Origin of the sequence: 'Nostoc azollae' 0708, assembly GCF_000196515.1 — a bacterium.
In the GTDB taxonomy this organism is placed as follows: Bacteria; Cyanobacteriota; Cyanobacteriia; order Cyanobacteriales; family Nostocaceae; genus Trichormus_B; species Trichormus_B azollae.
This window is the reverse complement of the sequence record NC_014248.1, coordinates 3271117-3291390: the sequence shown is the minus strand read 5'-3', so window position 1 is coordinate 3291390 and position 20274 is coordinate 3271117. Positions and strand designations below refer to the sequence as shown.

Sequence of the window (20274 nt, the reverse complement as noted above, 5' to 3'; positions counted from 1 at the left end):
TCAATTAGTACAACAGGGGAAAATACTAGAGCGTGGTTGCTTTTTCCCCTTTTTGTAAAAATAGACTTATTTCGCCACTATCAACGGGTTCTGTATTTAATTTCCCTGGAGAAAAATCGTCAATTTCTGAAGATTTATCTGGCGACAAGTGAGAGTAATTAGTACCTTTGACTTCATTAATTGACGCGCGTTCATGATTACCTAAATCTCCCTTTTTACCGGATGCGGATAATAGGGAAATATCAATTAAAGGTAAGATAATTTTCACCGTTGTTCCATGGTGCAAACCCAAACTCTCCAGAGTGATTTTCCCTCCCATCAGTTCAATTAAATTCCGGGAAATTGCCAATCCTAATCCAGTACCTTCAAATTTACGTGTAGTTGTACCATCCACCATCACAAAAGGACGGAACAGTTTATCTTGTTGCCCAGGATCAATACCTATACCGGTATCTTTTACAGAAATTATAACATGAGATGAGCTGTTATTGTGGTGAATGTCTGTACTAATAACGATGCTACCTTTATCGGTGAATTTAGTAGAGTTACCAATAATATTAATCAGGACTTGTTTAAGTTTTAGCTCATCTGCCCTAACTGGTATCAGTTCATTACCAATTGCACATTTTAGTTGTAGTCCCTTTTGTTGAACATTAACTGATTGTAAATTAATCACGTCTAGTAGTAATTTACGTAATTCTAGAGGTGTCGTAATTACAGAAATTTTACCCGCTTCAATTTTGGAAATATCGAGTAAATCATTAATAATCCCTAATAAGTGAATTGCTGTTTCATCCGCTCGCTGAAGAAACTCTAATTCTTCTTCTCGATCATCACACAAACCATCTCTAACTAAGCGAACACAGTTAATAATAATATTTAGTGGGTTTCTCAATTCATGGGAAGTTGTCGCTAAAAACTGACTTTTAACAAAATTAGCTGATTTAGCTTCTTTCCAGGCTATTTCTAGTTCTTCTGCCCATGCTTTGAGTCGTTCAACCATTTGGTCTAGTGCCTGAGCAAGTTGATTAAATTCCCGGATTTTAAAGTTTCTAGGAATTGGTTGTGCAGCGTGGTGACTGTGAATATTTAAAGCATAGTCTCTGAGTTCTTCTAAAGGACTAGCTAAGTAAGGTGCTAAATATAAAGATACTAACAAACTAGCACCAATTAAACCAGCAGTTAATACTATGAGAATCACTTTGATTTCATTTAAACCCAACAGGGCATCTTTGACACTGGCAACAGCTAAAATAATCCATTTCTGTTGTTTTTGTTGTGTAATCGGATTAGGGATTGCTGTATAACCAACGATTGATTCTTGTCCATTTGGGAAATTAATATTTATGGAGTTATTATTTCCTTGAATGGCATTTTGAATGATGTCTTGTATTTTTTGAATATGTGAAGGATTCTTAAGATTAGTTACGAATTTTTCCCGTGATAAATTAGCCAAGATAGTACCATCTTGAGCAATTACTACCAAGTAACCAATCAGTGAACCTTGCTTATGTTTAATTTGTTGATGTAATGTAGTTTTGATAGTTAAGGTATACGCTAAATTTCCTCGTTGACTATAAACTGGTGCTGATAACAGTAATTGCAGTTGATTATCTGGGTTTTTCTTACCAGTTTTTCCTGGTTGTGGTGGTGAAATAGCAGTAATCTGCACTTCATCATTGGTAAATGATATTGGCAATTCGGCAATTGTTTGCTCGCCGCAGCTACTAGCAATAATTTTGTGTTTTCGGAGAGCTTTAAGTTGAATACAAGCAATTTTAGTAGGTAATTGCTTGGCTAACTGAGTGAGAAATTTTTGCGCTTGATATGATGATCCAGACTGAACGGCTTTTGTTTGACTGGCACTCAGTAAATTAGTTTTCAGTGCAGCGATATCATCAGTGATTTTTTCTCCTTTGTTAATAGCACTGTCTGTTAGGTTTTGACGTGCGGCTGTCAGAAGGCTGGAACGTGCCTTATTGAGTGTAACCATTTCCCCAATTAGTAAAACTGGGACAAATAGTAGCAATATTTTAGTTACTAAAATTCGTCGAAAGGACGATTGACGGGACTTAGCCATCGAGTCTCTCACTTCGTATCTGCAAACCACAATAATAACGATATGCGATGAGTTTAGCTAAATGATGCATTTTATGAAGTTATGAGAACTTTTTTGTAATTGGCTAAAGGAATCAGAATTTGATACCTTTAGAACTTACGCAAGTCTCACACTCAATGTTTCTTGTAGGGTTAGTCAGATGTCAAAAATCAGTTGATGCTAACCAATTTATAGGTCTGACGCACCTTAGTAATATGCCAGTTGCGTAAATTCTATGGTTAAAAAGAAACTTGATATAACAAAACTTTGGGACGGTAGATGTAATAACGATTTGTGTCGCATATCGATCCAGAAGTGAAATTATTCAATAAGGAGTTCAGAATACAAGAGTTAATGAGAAATTTGTGGTTGGTTTAGCTTAGGCACTGATACAACAGTGCTATTACGCTTTATATTTACGGTACAATAACTACCATATTAAAGCCAGTACTGTTACAACAGAGAAAGAAAGAAAATAAATCTCCTTGGCCTCTTCATATAGTGCTTTCAAGTTCTAGACACCTCAATCCGGATATTAAATTCTTTCAACAACTGGTTAAATACTGTTTGTTACTAGAACTTTACACAGTTGTACTGGAAGTATTTCTCCATGATCCACGGCAATAATCAGTGGTGATGGATTAGGCTAAATAAAGCTTTTGCTAACTTTTAGATATTCAAAGTAGATATTTAAAACTACACGATGCTGAAACAATTCAAACCAAACTACTCTGTTATTTGGACTAATAAAATTACCGAAGTTCCTCAAGCAGTCTGGGGTGCTTTGGCTATGCCCCTGAAAACCCCGTTTTTGGAGTGGGATTGGCTGAATAATATGGAAACTTCCCATAGTACGACAGCAAATGCGGGTTGCTTGCCAAATCACTTAACTTTGTGGCGAGATAGAGTATTAATTGCTGCTGCCCCACTGTATCTAAAAGGGAATAGTCAGGGTGAATTTGTATTTGATCATCACTGGGCGGAATTAGCTTGTCGCATTGGGGTAGAGTATTATCCAAAAATGTTGGGAATGTCACCTTTTACTCCCGCTGAAGGCTATCTCTTCTTAATTGCAGATGGGGAAGATGAGGAAGAAATCAGCGCGTTAATGGTGCATGAGATTGATGCCTTTTGCGTTAAACATGGGATTTCTGGTTGTCATTTTCTTTATGTTGATCCTCAATGGCAGCCAGTCTTGTAAAGACAAGGTTTTACGCCTTGATTGCACCATAACTATATTTGAAAAAATTCTAATTTTCAAACTTTTGATGATTAGTTAAAAGTATTTAATGCTAATCAAAAACGGAATATTAGGCGGGAACGTAAGGCTGTAGAAAAGGCAGGTTTACGACTGCAAGCAATAACTGGGGATGAAATTCCTAAGTCGCTGTTTCCGTTGATGTATGATCTTTATGCTGATACCTGTGATAAGTTTGGTTGGTGGGGCAGTAAATATTTAACCAAAAGGTTTTTTGAACAACTATTTTATAATTATCGCCATCGAGTGGTGTTTTTCGGTGCTTATGGTGAATATAATCAGCATCAGCCTGTGGGGATGTCATTTTGTCTATTTAAGGATGACAAACTGTATGGACGCTATTGGGGGCAGTTTTCAGGACATAGATTGCTTGCATTTTGATGCTTGTTATTATGCACCGATTGAGTGGGCGATTGCTCACGGTATCCAAACTTTTGACCCCGGTGCAGGTGGAAGACATAAAAAACGCCGTGGGTTTCCCCCTACCCCCAATTACAGCCTACACCGCTTTTACAATAATCGTTTAGGACAAATCTTAGGTCCCTATATCTTGGAGGTGAATCAAATGGAAGAGGAGGAAATGAAAGCAATTAACGCAGAGTTACCTTTTGCTACCAGGAATTCAGAATAAATTTCCAGTACCAGCCTGTAATTTTTGAGAAAAAGCTAACTTAAGAATTACACTTGAGTTGTAATGTAAAAAAAACTGTTGACATAATTTCTCTTTTTAGAATGGGTATGGATTTAATAGTTGATGATTTAACGGCCATTGATGATAAACTTTCACAGCGTCGTATTGACCTTGACCCTAACGGCTATTTCATTATTTACATCGACCGCAATGATCGGTTGATTTATGCCAAGCATTTCACAAATGTGATTGATGATTGCGGTTTGGCTGTAGATCCAGAAACAGGCAAGGTGATTCCAGCACGGGGTAAGGTGGAAAGAACTCACACAATGGTATTTAGCGGGCGGACGGCAAAAGAATTGTGTGTGAAAATTTTTGAAGAAACTCAACCCTGTCCTGTTACTTTCTTAGATCATGCTGCTTATTTAGGGCGAGAATTTGTCCGGGCTGAAGTTGCTTTGGTGACAGGGAAGGATTACGTGCAGGATTAGGGACAGTTATCAGTTATCAGTTATCCCGGTTTACTTTTTCCTATCTCATACCTCCAATCATGACAACATCTTTAAAATGCTTGCCAGAAAATCATCTCGGTTGTGTTGAGAACGCAGAGGTTCAAGAATATAGTTAAAGGTAGGAGAAGTCATTTTAATCCCATTGGTTGTTTATATTCAGCAGCAGCTTTCATCATGGGCTGATTAGGTGCTGGGGGATTAAGAAGTGAAGCCACAAATGCATTTCCACTTTCTCCTATTCTAGGTCTATTTTCCGTAATTATAATGTGGGGAATGGGTCGACATTGATAGGTTATTAGCCACCCAATCCCCAATTAGCTACCCTTGATTTGAAGGCTGATTGATTTGATAGATGTAATAAGTTGCCATGGGGATCACAGTGGCAGCAATTAATAATCCTACTACCCAAGCGGTAGCATTGCCCTTATTTTTGTCGGTGTCTTCAGCTTTGGTAAATGTTCCTTCTACCTGTATGGTTTCTTTTTCTTCCGGTGGGCCGGGATCAGGTTTACCGGAAAGAACTGTTACCAAGCGCTCGCTCGCATCCAATAATCCTTGATTATATTTATTACCATTGCGTAAAGCTGCACCCAGGGTTTCCTCAGTCACACTATTAGCGATTGAATAAGTCAATAAAGATTTAACCTGATCCCCGCTAATAATAGTTGCGCCATTGGTAACAGTATCAATGACCAACAGACTTTGATTAGCCTGTTCCTCTGGTGTAGGAAACCATTTTGTAAATAGTCCTTTGGCGAAACTTTCCGGTGTTTCCCCATAGTCAAGACGATGAATGGTAACAATCCTGACTTCCTTGCCAGTTTCCTTAGCCAAGTCTTTAAGAGTGCCGCTAATTTGACCTTCATTAAGACGGCTAATAACTTCACCTTCATCTACAATCCAAGTATCCCCTGTCAGGTTGGGGATTTGATATACACCTGTAGCTAATGCTGGTGCAGTAAACAGATAAGTTGCCATCAAGATCACCATCAAGGGTAAAATGAGGCGAATAATGTATTTCTGAATACTAAATAATTGCTTGAGTAGCTGTTCCATGGGATGAATCCTAAGACACTCTAGCACTCAAAATACTACACAATCCATGTCAAAAGCATCTCATTTGTGGATAATTTTCCAACCCAAAACTCTGTGTACCTCCGCGCTACCTCCGTGTTCCTCTGCGTTAAAATACAATAATGAAAATTATCTTAACTAACGACGACGGTATCGACGCACCAGGTATCCAAGCCTTAGTCAAAGTCGTAAACAACAAAAATGTAATTATCGCTGCACCACAAGAATATCAGTCTGGTTATGGATATCAAGTTACTACCCATCGTCCTATTAAGCTACAACGCTGTTCTAAGGTTGAGTATAGAATTGCTGGTACTCCCGCTGATTGTGTCAGAATTGCAGTAACACAAATTTGCGAAGATATCAAATTTGTCCTGTCAGGTACTAATCCTGGTGGAAACTTAGGAGTGGATGCATACATTTGGGGTACTGTTGCGGCTGTTCGCGAAGCAGCAATGCACGGTATTCCCGGAATTGCCATTTCTCTGTATCGCAAATACAAGCTAAATTATGATTGGGATTTAGCCACTCAATGGACATCAGAAATATTAGCAAACTTGCTGGAACGTCCTTTAGAACCTGGTGGCTTTTCGAATGTTAAGTTACCCCATCTATTACCAGGAGATACTGATCCTGAATTTGTATTTTGTCAACCTTCTACCAAACCTTTACCTGTGAATTGTCGAATAGAAGGTGATAATTTTTATTATGAAGATGAATATGGTAAACGTGTTAGCGAAGCTCACTGAAGGTATTGCACTCCTGGTAGTGATGTAGATATATGTTTGTCTGGAAATATTGCAATTACTCAGTTGAAGCTTTGATTTAAAACTTCATGTTTCTTCATCTGAACATTGCAGCAAAGATACGATTTTATCTACAGTTTGTGTCAATTGACTAATTCCTTGTAGTGAATCTTTCTGAGATTCAGCTAAACTTTGAACAGCATCACACAAAGCAAAAATTTGATACCCTTGCTGCTGTACTTGTTTTCCTTGAGCCTCTACTTGTGAACTTAGAGCATCTAATCTTTCAGCGAGACGTTCAATTGTCTCAGTTGTTGAGAGTACAGCTTCACCAATTTGCTCAAGAATAGATTCTAATCTGTTGATTTTAGTTTCGATACTTACTGAAATCATTTCCTGACCGCCCCAATTTTGAGAAATCATCATAGTAATATCGTTAATATTCATCAAATAATTTCATAATCAGCCATAAACTGTGTTAATTAAAATTTCGGAATCAAAAGAAAATTCCATAGCAGTGTTGTTTTATTTGTTCACTTGTGGAAGCAGGTATATAGAAAAAAATTCACACACACAAATGATTAAGGATGACTAGATTGTGTAATCTAGTAGTTACTTAGTAATAATTTTGATCTTATTTTCACAAAAGTTAAGGTTATTAGCAACAATAATACCAAGTTTGTAATTGGGCAAGTTATTTTAATTTTTCCTAAGGACAATTACCAAGCTAGTGATATTCCCAGTAGCAAAACAACGCTAAAGTATTTTGTTAATCCTAGATTACTGCATTGCCCAAAAATACGATACCAACTGCACAAAAAGTTAACCCAATCCAGGGAATAGTTCTAGGTAACATCTGAGTCATTACCTTTTGAGTGATAATTATGCCTATTCTTCTAGCAGACATTGCAATCGCAATTTGAGTTAAGCTAACACCAATCAAATATGGAACTAGAGTTACAATTTCTGTACCTATGATGGCTTGACCATCAGTATAACCTTAAGATAGACCAGCAGTAACACTGAGTATAGGACCAGCCAACCAAGTTATTTGCGTAGGTAAAGTTAACACTACACCAAATATGATAGTTCATAAAGCGACTACCATTTCTGCACCTTGGAGATTTGGCTCACACAAATGAAGTATTTGTCCACATAAAGCAGATTAGATAAAGAATCCACCTATCCAAGCACCACGGACAAACCTTGCAGAGAGTAAAGCCAGAGCGATTATACCAGCTAACCAACTTAAGCCAATAACAGGATCTCCTATACCCCAAACAAACCCTTCCCAACTGTTAGAAATAGTATGAGGAATTGGCGCTCCACCAGATGAAGTCGACAGACTAATTAAAACTAGAACTGCCATCGCCCCCATAAAACGATACTGTTTATTACATGTGGGGAGCTTTTCAGGAATAGCTGATGTTGATAATGGAATTTTGAACATAGAAATTATATCTCAAATTCTTCCTTTCGGTAATCTATATTACTCCAATCCCCAAAAGGATTAATGTAATTACATATATTTCTCAGTATCCTGTTTCAAGCTGATAGGTAAACCATTGATTCACTTATGGGAATCCCTCAGTACTAGTCACAGATTGGCTAAAATGACAGAATAGACTCAATTTAAGTTCTCAAGCTAAGTTATCTCCTGTAGCCTTTAGTACTTTCGTAAACATTTATTTTCCCTGAACTAAACCTGAACGAAAATTTATGTCTTCTTCCAATCCCAAATCAGACAAACGCTTTGTTTACCAAGAATTTGGTAAGGGTATCTCACCTGCATTAGAACGTGGTGTAGAATGCGGAATCCAAGATTTACCACCAAATCAGCAAAATGTGAGAGTACAAGCTACTCGTGCTGGACGCAAAGGTAAAACTGTGACAATAATTACCGGGTTTCAAACTAAACCAGAAAATTTGGCTGCTTTATTAAAACAGTTAAAAACCCAATGCGGTACAGGTGGAACTCTGAAAGAGAACGAAATTGAAATTCAGGGAGATCATAAACAGAAAATATTAGAGATTTTAATCAAGCTTGGTTACAAAGCCAAAATCAGCGGTGGTTAAGAAGTACGGTTTACCGTATCTTTTTAGGAATCGTATTTATGGCAAGTGATGTTAATTGTACAGACGTGGAATATTAATGGGAGGGTGAAATGGATTTAGTACGGATTTTATGCGCGGTTTTTCTGCCACCTTTAGGAGTATTTTTGCAAGTAGGTTTCGCTTGGGATTTTTGGATTAATATCGTTTTGACGTTGTTCGGTTATATTCCGGGAATTATCCACGCGGTTTGGATAATTGCCAAGAAGTAATTATGGCTGAGAGGTAGGTGCTATTTTCCTATCTCTCGACTTATTCCTTTAATTTTATTGATTTGTATAAGTATCTCATTGTGCCTTCACCAAAGAGTCCTTTATGAACTATAAAGCTATTGCTTTAGCAAGAATTTTGGGTATTTCTGCACCTGCGATTATTGATGTTGCCATTCCTCAACCTGTACTAGCCGCATCATACAATTATCCAAAAGTAAATTTTGCTGATAAAGACTGGATAGTAAGTTTGTCTGGAGAGTAAGTTTGTCTTTTGATAATAATATCTATTATTATGGCGAGAACCGTAAGAGTAATTCTTATATTACCCTGTCTAGTGCTGTTCCTTCAGGAACTAATAACCGTCAAGTTTATACTTGAAATAATAATGGCACAAAATATCAAGTAAGTTGGCGACCAAGTGATCCGAGTTGTATTCAGGTAGAGGTAAAAAGTCCTAGTGGTAAGGTGATTTTGAATCTGTTCCTGATGGCTACAGGAGATTAGAGACATTTATTGATCATAGGTAACGGGTAATAGGTGAAAGCTTATTACCTGTTTTTGATAGCATTTATAAAATTTATCATCATTGTCATGGATTTTTACGGTATACTATGTAATATTTCTTAGTCTTCACCGATATTCTGCTAGAAAAACCTGAAAATGAAGAAATATCAGGTTTTAGTAAAAGATTTTGGGCAGATATTAGTTATGGTTTTTAGCAATTTAGCTACTCAAGTCCTGCAAGAATTTGGTTTTCGAGTTCCAGAAGGTAAGGATTCAGGTGGTGGGGTATTGACAAGTGTGATAGGTGAGGCAGAATATAGCAGTTATGGAAAAGAAGCTGCCACCAAAACTAGACAGAGACATATTGAAGCAGTTAGCAATAGAGCAACTGGTAGAAATCATTATTGACCAGGGGAAAAGTATAGAGAAGCTAACAAAATAGAGTAGTAGAACTGGAAAAAGAAATAGAGAAACTCAAAGTCAGTAGAGATTTAGAGACCATAACATTATCCAAACCACCTTTGGGAGACATTGTCAAAGAAACGGAGAACAAACAAGAAGAGAAACTAAAAGAAAACCAGACACGAAAACGGAACCCAGGAGGACAACCAGGGCATAGGGGAAAAAGGAGAAAGGGGTTTGGTGGAGTAGATAGAATAGATTTGAGATAGTGGGACGGCAAGTATGTGGATGGTGAGGTCAGGGGTAATTGTTTGGCGGACCAATAAAAATCCAAACACAACAACTAGGGGAGTTGGTGGACAGGCCAATCCAAATAGTAGAATATGAAAGATATACGTGGATTTGCAGTGTGTGTAGGGAAACCCAAAGGGCACACTGGTCACCAGAGATAGTACCGGGACAAGATATAGGAATCACAGGACAAGCTTTTTTGGGATGGATCAATAACTAGGGTCAATGACCCTATGAAAAACAACACTTCTGGTTGTGGTATTCACAACCAGAAGATACATAGGGCCTTGAATTGCGTCACCTCACCGTTGGTTTAACCATTCCCTCCGGTTTTAAACTCCGACTTCTTACCGAAGATTTACAACCCTTCCCCGACAACAAAGCCGTAGCTACAACTGCGGTAGAATCATTATTTATAGATGTCGCATTATAACCAGGAGAAGGCATAGTTTGGGAAATTGAACCCTTACGGAAAAATTATGACCGTAAAATTCTCAGGTTTTAATTGTACAGTTTTAATAGATTTGAACTTTCAACTTTTAACAAACTATGATTGGTGTTGCAGTTGTCGGTACTGGATTTGGTCAGAAAGTACATATTCCCGCATTTCAAGCCCATCACAAAACAGAGATAGTTGCTATTTATCATCGAGATATTCATAGAGCTAAGGCCATAGCCGCAACTTATAATATCCCCCATGCTAGTGATAATCTAACAGAAATTCTCGCTTTACTAGAAGTGCAAGCAGTCAGCATTTCCACACCGCCATTTTTACACTATGAAATGGCAAAACAAGTCCTGCAATCTGGTAAACATATTTTACTAGAAAAACCCATCACCTTAAATGCAAACGAAGCCAAAGAACTATATCTTTTAGCTAAAAATCAAGGTGTAATTGCATCTGTAGATTTTGAATTTCGCTTTGTTCCCGCATGGCAACTGTTTTCTCAGCTTCTATCCTCAAACTCTGTGGGTAATTTGCGCTTAATCAAAATTGATTGGTTGGGTTCTTCCCGTGCAGATACATCCCGTCGTTGGAATTGGTATTCTAGTCAAGAAGAAGGTGGAGGTGCATTAGGTTCTTTAGGTTCTCATGCTTTTGATTATATTAACTGGTTATTCGGTTCAGTTAACAGATTAAACGCCCATTTGAGTACAGCTATTACTGCCAGAACTAACCCAGAGACTGGAGAATTAAAACCAGTAGATACAGATGATAATTGTTTACTAACTTTAGAATTAGCAAATGGTATACCTTGCCAAGTTTCTATTAGTGCAGTTGTTTATGCAGACAGACCACATTGGCTAGAAGTATATGGAGATAAAGGGACATTAGTTTTAGGAAGCTATAACCAAAAAGATTATATTCACGGTTTCCGGGTTTGGGGTTCACAACCAGGTCAACCTTTACAAGAAATAGAAATTCCTCAACATTTACTCTTTCCCCAACATTATAATGATGGTCGGATTTGTGCATTTCTGCATGTGGTAGACCAATGGGTAAAAGGAATTGAAACCAAGCAGGAAACTACACCCTCTTTGTATGAGGGTATGTATTCTCAATTATTAATGGATTTATCCTATAAATCCAATCAATTAAAAACCTGGGTAGATGTACCAAGTATAGAATCATTCTTAGCTAGAAATACTCAATTATAAACCTGAAAGTTGCAAATTGGTTTGGGGAAAGGTTAAAGCTTCTTCTCCCCTAACCGAGCAGTATTGAGTTCGGAGTCTGATCAAATTTGAATAATAAATTTACACAAGTTTAAGTTTCTCTAGAATCATATTGCTTGATATATAGGTTACTATATATCAAGCAATATTTTATTATGTCTAATATAAAAGTTCAAGATTCTTTTAAATAAGATGGTTCAAGTCCTTACCAAGAATGCTTTGATAGCTTGGATTCCCAAGCGGGGCCGAAGGTGACAGTTGCTAAGTCTCCTCTGGAGTTAGGTAATACATCAAATGTTAAATGGTTTGATGGCATTGGTGAATATAAGATTGATTGGAGTCCAGGATATTGAATTTATCTAGCTCAGGATGGTAAGTAACTAATAGTCTTATTTGTTCGTTTGTAAGGATTGAGGTGGTGGGGTATTGACAAGTGTGATAGGAGAGGCAGAATATAGCAGTTATGGAAAAGAAGCTGGGACCAAAACTAGACAGAGACATATTGAAGCAGTTGGGAACAGAGCAACTGGTAGAAATCATTATTGACTAGGGGAAAAGTATAGAGAACCTAACAAATAGAGTAGTAGAACTGGAAAAAGAAATAGAGAAACTCAAAGTCAGTAGAGATTTAGAGACCATAACATGATCCAAACCACCCTTGGGAGACATCCTCAAAGAAACCGAGAACAAACAAGAAGAGAAACCAGAAGAAAACCAGACACGAAAACGGGAACTAGGAGGACAACCAGGGCATAGGGGAAAAAGGAGAAAGGTGTTTGGTGGAATAGATAGAATAAATTTGAGATAGTGGGACGGCAAGTATGCGGATGGTGACGTCAGGGGCAATTGTTTGGCGAACCAATAAAAATCCAAACACAACAAGTAGGGGACTTGGTGGACAGGGCAATCCAAATAGTAGAATATGAAAGATATACGTAGACTTGCAGTGTGTGTGCGGAAACACAAGCGCTACTCTGGTCACCAGAGATAGTACCGGGACAAGATATAGGAATCACAGGACAAGCTTTTTTGGGACGGATCAATAACTAGGGCCATTGACCCTATGAAAAACAACACTTGTTGTTGTGGGAACTCGGTCAAATAGAAATTGGAGTGGGAACATTAGTAGGTACCAATAAAGGAATAGATGGTCCAGTGGCTCAAAGTATTCATAGCCTCAAACAGTGGATCAAACAAACCCAGCCTCATATCCTTGGGGATGAAACACCCTGGGTACTCAAAGGGGTGAAACAATGGTTATGGATTTTTGCCAATAGTGACTTCCCTTGATTTTATGGGCCTGATACTCCTTGTCCTCGTGAGTTAGAATCCATTGTGGGTTCAAGTTACTCTGGTGTACTCAGTTCTGATGACTTTACTGCCTATAACGATTATGCGGTCACAGCTCAACAGAAATGTCAGGCACATCTACCCTACCCCGTCACTTCAAGACACTAATCAAGATTCCTAGCTTCAATCACCAAGAAATTGGCACAAAATTCATGGACCTCATAGATGAAGGTTTTAAAAACTACCCTTTATTCCAACAAACCCAAAACCTTCATGAATTCTTGACTTGCTCATCCTAGTTTCAACCAAAAGTTGAATCTTCCATTCATTCATTGATCAAGCCCCAGGGGCACCTGGTAAACTTTTACCTTCCTTAGGCACTAGACCTTGATAATAATTTAGCTGAACCAAGGTTAGGTTTAGCACTGACACATCGAAAAGTCTGTGGTGATTCTCTTTCTCTAGAGCTATTCCAACATACTGCCAACTTATTGACGGTTATAAAAACTTGTCGCCGTCAAGCACTTTCTCTAATTGAGTTTTTTGACCAACCTATGAAAGCCATGGTTCACTCTGCTTTCCATACACTTTCTTTAATCCCTCCACCTTAGACCTGAATCCTTACGGATTTATGGTGGATGTTATCTGCAAAACATAATCCAATAATGGATAATCTGACTGCCATTTTCAATGTTTTACGGAAAAAGCTGAATTTTGATATCAATGTTCAGACGACGGTTGTTTCATAGTATAACCACCGTATTGTCTTATAGTCGGCTTTATCTGAATCTGATTATTAATATTAATTAATTCGACGAATCAAATTAATCGTAATTCCTAAACATAAATTAGTCCAGAATTTATCTGCTGTCAATACCGATAAATTCAAACGTTTACCTAAACCAAGACAAGCCCGATCACCTAATGAAAATCCTACACTTTTGCTTAAGGGTCGAAATTTAGCTATAGTGATAGCATCTTCTTCGATGCAAGGAATTTCTAAACTCTTTTCTAGGAAGATTTCATTTTTTAATCCTTTAATAATTTCCTCAGGTGATTCTCCTCAATCAACAATTTTTCATAAGACTTCTACCCAGTCAATAATACTGATATAGCACCCATCAGTCACAGTATTCTTCTACAACTTCTGCACCTGGTTTCTCCCTCAGATAAGCTAAAAATACAGAAGCGTCTAAAACCGATTTATTCACTTAAATACTCCTGCCTGCGTTCCTCAATGAGTTTATCAACCGAATTTCTATCAGGTGATTTATTCTTTAATAAAACTCTTAATTTCTTAACTTGTTGTTTGAGACTAACTAGTTCCAGTTTGCCGTTATCTTCAAGTGTTAAAATTAATCTATCGCCATCTTCTCAATTTAGAATCTGTTGAATTTATTTAGGAAAAGTTAAACATCCTTCTGGTTCAATATCAAGTGTATAGTGTTGAGGGATTGATGAATTAGCAAGTGTCATAACTTGATATTCTCTTCTCTTATACATCTTTCTAATTTAGCAAAACTAAGACTGGGAGGATCGAGTTTTGGCAGAAAGACTCAAATAGGAAGCAAACCATTGAGATAAGCACAAGAAAGGGAAAGGACTTGGTAGACAGTTTCAACATTCCACTGTGGTCCAGAAATTTAAATCCTTGCTCCAATCTGTTGAATAGCAGATTCGACAGATCCAGAACCAATAGAACACAGTTGTTTAGCCTGGTAGTAGCTGTAGTTAATAATGCCAATGGGATGTTTTTCGAGATAAGCGAAAAACTTCTTAACTTGTTTGCCTCGACAATTATTAAATAAGGCTTGAATTGGCTCTATCTGACCTTACCACAATAAACTCTCAACAGCTTGGAGACGCTTGAAAGAACCACCAATTTGATAAAGATTCTCTTTGAGGTGATACCAATCCAAAATTTCCAAAGGTTTGGATTTTCCAGTTCCAAACTCTTTAACTAAATTCCAAACTCCATCATGACCATCCCCCAAACACACAAGGGGGTTAACCAAAAACTGGCTATTAACATAATCAACTCATGATTGATTAGTTGTTATCAAAAAATGCGCCATCATAAATTCCTTGTAGACGAAGGGTTTTATAGTCTCGCCAGTAGCAGCCTGGTTGTGGTTTGCTCCTCGTACTTTTCCACCATCCATGCTCACTTCACAGACAGCTTGTTTTCCTTGTGGTAGCTCCCAATCTTGTTCCACAACTAGTTTTTGTTGCCTCCTATGGCCAACTTTTACTCCTGTTAATGCTTCAATTTCAACTCCTGCTTGTTGATATGATTCCTTCCTTAGCTGATAGCCTCAAGCAGCACTTTTGAAGTAGTGGACTTAATCGACTTCTTGGCTTCAAACCCAGTCTCTACAACTCTTTAGCTTTTAATTTTAGTTCTCCTCTCCTACCAAGGCTTTGATTTTCCTGGTTTTACCTACTTTCCTTCCGGTTGTTTCTTCAATAAAAAAGGGCTATTTCTGGACTTACCATTTCTAATATTTGACTCCTTACTGTTTTTTCTATTCCTTCCAGGTCTGTTATCTGACTTTTGTCTGCTTCTTCATATAACAATGTTGCCTATTCTTCTAAGCAGGCTTTGAGCCGTTCTTTTTTCCTGGTTCATAGTTGCTAATCCACACCTGTTTATCCTGATATTCTCCTAACACCTGTGTATCTTCCAATAGTGGATGCTCCCACTAAGACTTACGCAAGAACTCTCTAAAATTCTCTTTCCTTCCTGTCCTTCGTCCCTATCCCTATGGGACGCTATGGGGTGGAGCTTTCGCTTTAGCGATACGTGATTTGTTTTTCCATTACTAATCCTTTTCTTTCCCCACACCCTTCTTTTTCTTCTTTTTCAATCCTGCCAACTATTAGGTAGAATAATCATCTATTTGCAATTTTTGTAGTCAAAGGAAAGTGGGAAATTATGGCGCGTCTAGCCCTGCTGAGTGTATCTAAGAAAACTGGTATAACTGATCTAGCCCGCAGCTTAGTTGAAGAATTTGGCTTTGATATTATCAGCAGTGGGGGAACTGCCAAAACCCTCAAGGATGCCGGAATCCCAGTTACTAAGGTTTCAAATTATACGGGTTCACCAGAAATTTTGGGTGGTCGGGTGAAAACTCTCCATCCCCGCATTCATGGCGGTATTTTAGCACGGCGGGATATAGAGCAAGATATCAAGGATTTGGCAAATAACCAAATTCGTCCTATTGATTTGGTGGTGGTGAATCTTTATCCTTTTGAGGAAACTATTGCTAAACCTGGTGTCAGTTTAGCAGAGGCTGTGGAACAAATTGATATTGGTGGCCCTGCAATGTTACGGGCTTCATCCAAAAACTTTACCCATCTGACTGTATTATGTAATCCTGATCAATATGATGAGTATTTGCAAGAACTACGCACAAATGGGTCAGCTTCTTTAGAATTTCGGCAAAAATGCGCCTTGAAGGGATTTCTGCACACGGCAAGTTATGATAACGCCATTGCTGCTTATTTGGCTGGTGTAGAAACTGAAGGTATACCAGAAACATACACTGTTTCCGGTATACAAATTCAATCTCTGCGTTATGGTGAAAACCCTCATCAACCTGCTGCTTGGTATCAAACGGGAACTAAACCTACAGGTTGGGCAGCGGCAACGAAACTGCAAGGTAAGGAACTCAGCTATAATAATTTGGTAGATTTGGAAGCTGCACGCCGCATTGTTGCTGAATTTACTGATACTCCCGCAGCGACAATTATTAAACATAATAATCCCTGTGGAACTGCTGAGGCTGGCAGTATTTTTGATGCTTATCAGAAAGCTTTCAATGCTGATTCTACCTCAGCTTTTGGCGGAATTGTGGCTTTAAACCGTGCTATTGATGCTCTCACAGCCTCCGAATTAACTAAGACCTTTTTAGAATGCGTGGTTGCACCTGGTTGTGATGAAGAAGCCCAGGAAGTTCTTACCAAGAAAGGTAATGTCAGAGTTCTGATTTTACCAGATTTCCTCACTGGCTCGAAAGAAACGGTGAGAGCTATCACGGGTGGTTTCTTAGTTCAAACTGCTGATGATATCATTGCTGACACCAGTAAATGGCAAGTTGTTACTGAACGTCAACCCACTCCCGCTCAGTTAGCTGAGTTGCTGTTTGCTTGGAAAGTTTGTAAGCACGTTAAATCTAATGCTATCGTTATCAGCAAAGACCGGACAACTTTAGGCGTAGGTGCTGGACAAATGAACCGTGTCGGTTCCACAAAAATAGCTGTAGAACAAGCTGGAGAAAAAGCGAAAGGCTCAGTTTTGGCGAGTGATGGCTTCTTCCCCTTTGATGATACCGTGAGAACCGCAGCCGCAGCGGGAATTACAGCCATTGTTCAACCCGGGGGAAGTCTGCGGGATAAAGATTCTATCAAAGCCGCTAATGAACTGGGTTTATTGATGGTTGTCACTGGTGTTCGGCACTTCTTACACTAAACAAAATACCTTGCTTTTTAGAGAAGTCGGGAATGAATCTAAAGCACTGCTACAACTTAATTCTCACATTATCATGCAATATACTTGCTATTTTCTGACTTGAGTGATATGGTTATTTTGTGTGAGGAGCAAAGTTAAATATAAAAAGCGTTTGGGGTGGAAACACGGTAACACTCCCAAGCGCTTTTTATTTTGTGTGTAGGAAATCAACTCCTGGTACACTTATCAAAATGGCACTCATAATACTTATTTTTAAGTTAGCACTGGTATAATTCCTCTTGTGTGTGAGGAGTAAGTTGAAAGTAAAAAATGGCTGGGCTGGAAACACGGCAACACTCCGAGGCGTTTTTATTTTTGCTCTCAACGACATAATATTTGAATTACTAATTTAAAAAAAAAACACTTGCTATTAAATTAAACCAGTGATATATTCTATTTGTGTGTGAGGAGCAAATTTGAAAAAAGCGTCTGGGGTGGAAACATGGCAACACTCCCAGGTGCTTTTTGATTTGATAAATGATTTCCTATTATGGTTAATTAGCACTGGTTAAGAATCTCTTCCCACTCAACTTCAGAAAGCGGTTTTAACTCTGTTTCCATATTAAAACAATCACAAGCCGCAATAATTAAAGCTTCTATTACGGTTTCTAGATGGAAATTATGCGGCAGTTGAACTGGAGTAAAAGCATCTTTTCCAAATACTTCCTGAAATAAACCTGCATGTGGGTCTAGTAAAATAGAACCATGTTGTAAGATTGCTTCACCTTTTCGCAGTTGGGCGCTACCAATTAATTTACTACCATCGGCTAAAATTAAATCTGCACCTGTCGCAGTTCCAAAACAGTTAGGGTTGTGAATATAACCGCGTCCAGCCTGACCGTAGTTTAACTCTACACCGAGCGATCGCCATCCTTGAATCAAAAACTCACAAATCTTTGCATAAACCTGGAGACGACTTCCCTCAAGTCCAGAAGTAACAACAGCATAAGTTAAATCACCTTGGTGTAAAACAGCCCTCCCACCGCTAGGACGACGCACCAAATCAAGTTTATCACCTTGCCCAGTGAAATTTGTCCTTAAATTTTGCCAAAATTCCGGGTATTGTTTTTGATGACAACCCAGAGAAATAGCGGGTGGCGACCAAGTATAAAACCGCAAAGTGGGAGGATGCTTTCCCGACTCGTGTTGTTCAAGCAACCATCTGTCAACTGCCATTTGTACATTACCAGCAGCTGCTAAAGAAGGAATTAGTCGCCAAACCTGTTTTACCAATTCAACATCCAAAATAGCCTATGGTCCACCAAACTGATCCACCAAAGCTTGATCATTATCATCAGCGATAGTGGCAACAATTGTAATTAGCCGAGAAGTTTCCCCTGGTGACAACTCTGCTAAAGTGCGCGAGGAAATGACAACAACGTGATTTTCAATAATGCCAAAACGGGCTTCAAATGTACTAGTGCAATTCAACTCTAACAAATAACGCATCAATTTGGGTTCATCTTTAGCAGGTAACTTTAGCACTGCTGACCAAACAGTGATAGTATCTTCATCAGTAGAACCAGTGAGTTGTACAAATACTTCCACACTACCATACTTAAACTTCCATAGATAAGTGCCTCCTGGTGTGTGGTTAAACATTGCGCTGTTATTTTGTCCTAGCGTACTAATAACGTTTTCAATGACTTCTATATGGTTAGAACTTGATGTTTCAGCAATAATTTCATCAATCAATTCATCGGGAGTGAGAGTTTCTTGGTAGCTTGTCATACAGATTTATTCCTGAATATAGTTACTGCTTTTCTCTACAACTACTTTATCGCTTGTAGGTCAAATTAGTTTAAGTCAGAAGTTCAGGGAATAGGGAACAGGAAATAAAGGTTTACCTAGCTTCGCAAAAATCAAATATGATTTTTATACTATGACGGCGAGTATACTTAATTTATAACATATAATGCAGCAAATAATACCTAAGTTTACTACCTCTATTTTTCCAGTTTTACAAACAAGTGTCCGTTAATTGGGAATTAATCCAAATAAGTAGTATGCAATGGCACGTAGTAAAGAAGTAAGAATATACCAATTGCTATAACTATTTGGACACGAGTGATCGCACTCTATAGAGAGAATAGTCTAGAAGTTCACACCCTAGAATACCGCTGTCCCCATCGTCAAGTTAAACTCAGTCATAGGCAAATTATAACAATCAGTTAGAATGTACTTATCACGATTGGCATTTCAATAGTGAAGGTGAATGTACAGCCGTTCGCTATTTAGCAGCCAATCAAAAATTACCAACTTCCACAATTCGCTATTATCCAGTCAAACAACAAGAAGGTTTTATCTGGTTATTCCCGTCAGATATAGAACCATCTGTAGAACCATTTAGTTTACCAGAATGGGAACATTTAGATTAAATTGCCACAGTTTCCCTCATTAATACTCAAGCTCATTCATTATTCTTATTTAATTGAAAACTCGATGGATATGTATCACGGATATTTACATCAAGTTTTGCAAGCTTAGGCAGAAGTATTACTGCAAAATATTGACGAAGATGAAAGTTGTCTCAATGCTCATTATACAGACAAAAGTTATTCTGAAATAGATAAAATTTGGTCAATATCACAATTATTTTTCCCAGCTTTGCGTCCCTTCCATCCTGAACCATTAGATGTCAGTTACGTTCATCCCCATTGGGTATCTACCTTGGGTAATGATTTGAAAATTTACTGTTTGTTGTGTCCTGTAAATGAGACACAAACCAAAGCCTCTTTAATTTATCTTACCTCACTCAATGCATTTTGGAGACAGCACAAACTACCTGTATGGTTTCAGATATTTATCAGAAATAGCTTATTTCGTACAGCCCAAAAATTACTTGACGGTTTGGTGGTACAAGATGTAAAAATGACTGAATAAGAACGACAACCTTATTTGCAGAACCCAGGAATCCGAAATTATGAATTAAATCGAGCTTTAGTAACTGTGTAGAC

Annotated in this window: 19 protein-coding genes and 5 pseudogenes; 16 read left to right on the top strand and 8 right to left on the bottom strand. The window is 38.2% G+C overall.

Features of this window, described 5'->3' with window-relative positions:
* Window positions 1–25: 25 nt before the first annotated feature.
* Window positions 26–2080: a sensor histidine kinase gene (locus tag AAZO_RS15220; RefSeq protein ID WP_013191925.1), complete on the bottom strand. Its 2055-nt coding sequence runs from the start codon at window positions 2078–2080 to the stop codon at window positions 26–28.
* Between the two features lie 721 nt (window positions 2081–2801).
* On the opposite strand from AAZO_RS15220, the pseudogene AAZO_RS15215 reads away from it, so the two are divergent.
* Both AAZO_RS15215 and AAZO_RS15210 read left to right on the top strand, forming a co-directional pair.
* Window positions 2802–3987, top strand: a pseudogene (locus tag AAZO_RS15215) (GNAT family N-acetyltransferase).
* A 107-nt stretch (window positions 3988–4094) separates the two neighbouring features.
* The gene (locus AAZO_RS15210; RefSeq protein ID WP_041643210.1) at window positions 4095–4478 is read left to right on the top strand and encodes a DUF4346 domain-containing protein; all 384 of its coding nucleotides are present in this window, start codon (window positions 4095–4097) and stop codon (window positions 4476–4478) included.
* 339 nt (window positions 4479–4817) lie between these two features.
* Here AAZO_RS15210 and psb32 read toward each other — a convergent pair whose 3' ends face one another.
* Window positions 4818–5555 (bottom strand): photosystem II repair protein Psb32, encoded by a 738-nt coding sequence (gene psb32, locus AAZO_RS15200; RefSeq protein ID WP_013191923.1) that lies wholly within the window; start codon window positions 5553–5555, stop codon window positions 4818–4820.
* Window positions 5556–5695: 140 nt separating this feature from the next.
* On the opposite strand from psb32, the pseudogene surE reads away from it, so the two are divergent.
* Window positions 5696–6397 (top strand): annotated as a pseudogene (gene surE, locus AAZO_RS15195) (5'/3'-nucleotidase SurE).
* Between the two features lie 9 nt (window positions 6398–6406).
* On the opposite strand, the gene AAZO_RS15190 reads toward surE, so the two are convergent.
* The 3 genes from AAZO_RS15190 to AAZO_RS38575 form a co-directional block, all read right to left on the bottom strand.
* Window positions 6407–6766, bottom strand: a complete 360-nt coding sequence (locus tag AAZO_RS15190) for a hypothetical protein (protein ID WP_013191922.1) — start codon at window positions 6764–6766, stop codon at window positions 6407–6409.
* Window positions 6767–7094: 328 nt separating this feature from the next.
* The gene (locus AAZO_RS38580; RefSeq protein WP_228371219.1) at window positions 7095–7262 is read right to left on the bottom strand and encodes a hypothetical protein; all 168 of its coding nucleotides are present in this window, start codon (window positions 7260–7262) and stop codon (window positions 7095–7097) included.
* Between the two features lie 222 nt (window positions 7263–7484).
* Window positions 7485–7769 carry a hypothetical protein gene (locus AAZO_RS38575; protein ID WP_228371218.1) on the bottom strand — a complete coding sequence of 95 codons (285 nt, stop codon included), beginning with the start codon at window positions 7767–7769 and terminating at the stop codon, window positions 7485–7487.
* Window positions 7770–8038: 269 nt separating this feature from the next.
* Between AAZO_RS38575 and AAZO_RS15180 the strand changes: the two genes are divergently transcribed.
* The 11 genes and pseudogenes from AAZO_RS15180 (at window position 8039) to AAZO_RS41480 (ending at window position 12975) form a co-directional block, all read left to right on the top strand.
* Complete coding sequence (locus AAZO_RS15180; protein ID WP_013191921.1) at window positions 8039–8395, top strand: translation initiation factor; 357 nt, start codon at window positions 8039–8041, stop codon at window positions 8393–8395.
* 89 nt (window positions 8396–8484) lie between these two features.
* Entirely contained in the window at window positions 8485–8643 is a 159-nt protein-coding gene (locus AAZO_RS30715) for a YqaE/Pmp3 family membrane protein (RefSeq protein WP_013191920.1), read from the top strand.
* A gap of 103 nt (window positions 8644–8746) precedes the next feature.
* Window positions 8747–8905: a hypothetical protein gene (locus AAZO_RS38570; RefSeq protein ID WP_013191919.1), complete on the top strand. Its 159-nt coding sequence runs from the start codon at window positions 8747–8749 to the stop codon at window positions 8903–8905.
* Between the two features lie 763 nt (window positions 8906–9668).
* Entirely contained in the window at window positions 9669–9818 is a 150-nt protein-coding gene (locus AAZO_RS35460) for a hypothetical protein (protein ID WP_187289496.1), read from the top strand.
* An 86-nt stretch (window positions 9819–9904) separates the two neighbouring features.
* Window positions 9905–10060 (top strand): hypothetical protein, encoded by a 156-nt coding sequence (locus tag AAZO_RS35455; RefSeq protein ID WP_187289495.1) that lies wholly within the window; start codon window positions 9905–9907, stop codon window positions 10058–10060.
* 69 nt (window positions 10061–10129) lie between these two features.
* A pseudogene (locus AAZO_RS30710) lies at window positions 10130–10345 on the top strand (DUF1822 family protein); the annotation flags it as partial.
* Between the two features lie 44 nt (window positions 10346–10389).
* On the top strand, window positions 10390–11499 hold the full coding sequence (locus tag AAZO_RS15160; RefSeq protein ID WP_013191918.1) for a Gfo/Idh/MocA family protein: 1110 nt from the start codon (window positions 10390–10392) through the stop codon (window positions 11497–11499).
* Window positions 11500–11744: 245 nt separating this feature from the next.
* Window positions 11745–11870 carry a hypothetical protein gene (locus tag AAZO_RS41485; RefSeq protein WP_266885334.1) on the top strand — a complete coding sequence of 42 codons (126 nt, stop codon included), beginning with the start codon at window positions 11745–11747 and terminating at the stop codon, window positions 11868–11870.
* Between the two features lie 305 nt (window positions 11871–12175).
* Window positions 12176–12325, top strand: a complete 150-nt coding sequence (locus AAZO_RS35450; protein ID WP_187289494.1) for a hypothetical protein — start codon at window positions 12176–12178, stop codon at window positions 12323–12325.
* Between the two features lie 269 nt (window positions 12326–12594).
* Window positions 12595–12807, top strand: a complete 213-nt coding sequence (locus tag AAZO_RS15150; RefSeq protein ID WP_144031311.1) for a hypothetical protein — start codon at window positions 12595–12597, stop codon at window positions 12805–12807.
* Window positions 12808–12852: 45 nt separating this feature from the next.
* A complete protein-coding gene (locus tag AAZO_RS41480; protein WP_266885330.1) occupies window positions 12853–12975 on the top strand; it encodes a hypothetical protein in 123 nt (40 codons plus the stop codon).
* A 1388-nt stretch (window positions 12976–14363) separates the two neighbouring features.
* Here AAZO_RS41480 and AAZO_RS15140 read toward each other — a convergent pair.
* Window positions 14364–15436: pseudogene (locus AAZO_RS15140) on the bottom strand (ISKra4 family transposase).
* 306 nt (window positions 15437–15742) lie between these two features.
* Here AAZO_RS15140 and purH point away from each other — a divergent pair.
* Entirely contained in the window at window positions 15743–17278 is a 1536-nt protein-coding gene (gene purH, locus AAZO_RS15135; RefSeq protein ID WP_013191916.1) for a bifunctional phosphoribosylaminoimidazolecarboxamide formyltransferase/IMP cyclohydrolase, read from the top strand.
* Window positions 17279–17815: 537 nt separating this feature from the next.
* Here the strand turns inward: purH and AAZO_RS15130 are convergent.
* Both AAZO_RS15130 and AAZO_RS15125 read right to left on the bottom strand, forming a co-directional pair.
* Window positions 17816–18493 (bottom strand): lipoate--protein ligase family protein, encoded by a 678-nt coding sequence (locus AAZO_RS15130; RefSeq protein WP_081462914.1) that lies wholly within the window; start codon window positions 18491–18493, stop codon window positions 17816–17818.
* A 75-nt stretch (window positions 18494–18568) separates the two neighbouring features.
* Window positions 18569–19048: a YbjN domain-containing protein gene (locus AAZO_RS15125; RefSeq protein WP_013191914.1), complete on the bottom strand. Its 480-nt coding sequence runs from the start codon at window positions 19046–19048 to the stop codon at window positions 18569–18571.
* A gap of 250 nt (window positions 19049–19298) precedes the next feature.
* Here AAZO_RS15125 and AAZO_RS15120 point away from each other — a divergent pair.
* Window positions 19299–20272: pseudogene (locus AAZO_RS15120) on the top strand (Rieske 2Fe-2S domain-containing protein).
* Window positions 20273–20274: the final 2 nt, after the last annotated feature.